At 41.3% G+C, this 954-nt stretch carries 1 protein-coding gene; it reads left to right on the forward strand.

Annotated elements, in window-relative coordinates:
* Positions 1-650 (forward strand): GNAT family N-acetyltransferase (locus tag BP896_RS05700; protein ID WP_291766624.1); only part of this gene is annotated, 650 nt, incomplete at its 5' end.
* Positions 651-954: the final 304 nt, after the last annotated feature.

Consider the following 954-nt stretch of genomic DNA (forward strand, 5'->3'; position numbering starts at 1 on the left):
CATCAATAATGCTTTACCCATCATTGGCTTTTGAGGTTAATGATACTTCACCATTATTCTTCAGTAATAATACTGCCTTCGCCCTTGAGTTTGAAATGGGTGATGAACCATCTAATGTTGGTAATTGGCCATTATACTACTCAATAAGTAATGATACACTCACGTGTAGTGGTATTTGGGGTTCAAGTGGTGTTGGCTCAATGTGGCCTATAGGCAGTGAATCATGGGGTGCAAGCGGATTAACTATTAAGTACCCCAGTGAGCCAGTAAGCTACGATGCCATAATAGGCTCAATAAGCAAAATGAAGAACAACATAATAATAAACACAGTAGGCATAACATGCAGCAGCAAAGGGGAGCCGCCAGCTAGGAGGAGGGGTATTGGTAAGGCATTAACTGAACATGCAATTAATGAAGCTTTAAAGTCAGGTGCAAGGTACGCCATGTTAATGGTTGTGGAGTGGAATAATGTAAGCCGCAGGTTAGCTGAATCCTTAGGCTTCCAGGGGGTGTTAATGCTTCATGCTGGTGTAGCTAACCCAAGTGAAGTTAAAGTACTGCATGGGGAGGAGGCGAGGGGGTTAGTTAGGGAGGCATTAAGGAGGAGTAATGGCTACTTCTGCACCATGCGGGGAATACATCATATATGAGAAGGCGTTGAGGCAATAATTATTAACCAACCTACAACATTAAGGCTTTAATATATTTTCCTTAAGGAAAAAAAGTATGTGAAATTAATGAATCTAAATAAGCGATAACTTTATAAAGGGATAGCTGAATGTGCTTGTAATGAGCAAAAAGAAAACCCTAATAGTAGGCCTAATAATTCTAGCAGTTACAACGTCAATAGTGTTAGCTGACGTAATATACGTCTACACGGGTACTGTGACGGCGAAGCCTTTAACAACACCGCCATTGGTCTTCTCCACAGGTCCTAATGCATATCCTAGCAGT

This window comes from Caldivirga sp. UBA161, from assembly GCF_002506515.1.
Classification (GTDB): Archaea; Thermoproteota; Thermoprotei; order Thermoproteales; family Thermocladiaceae; genus Caldivirga.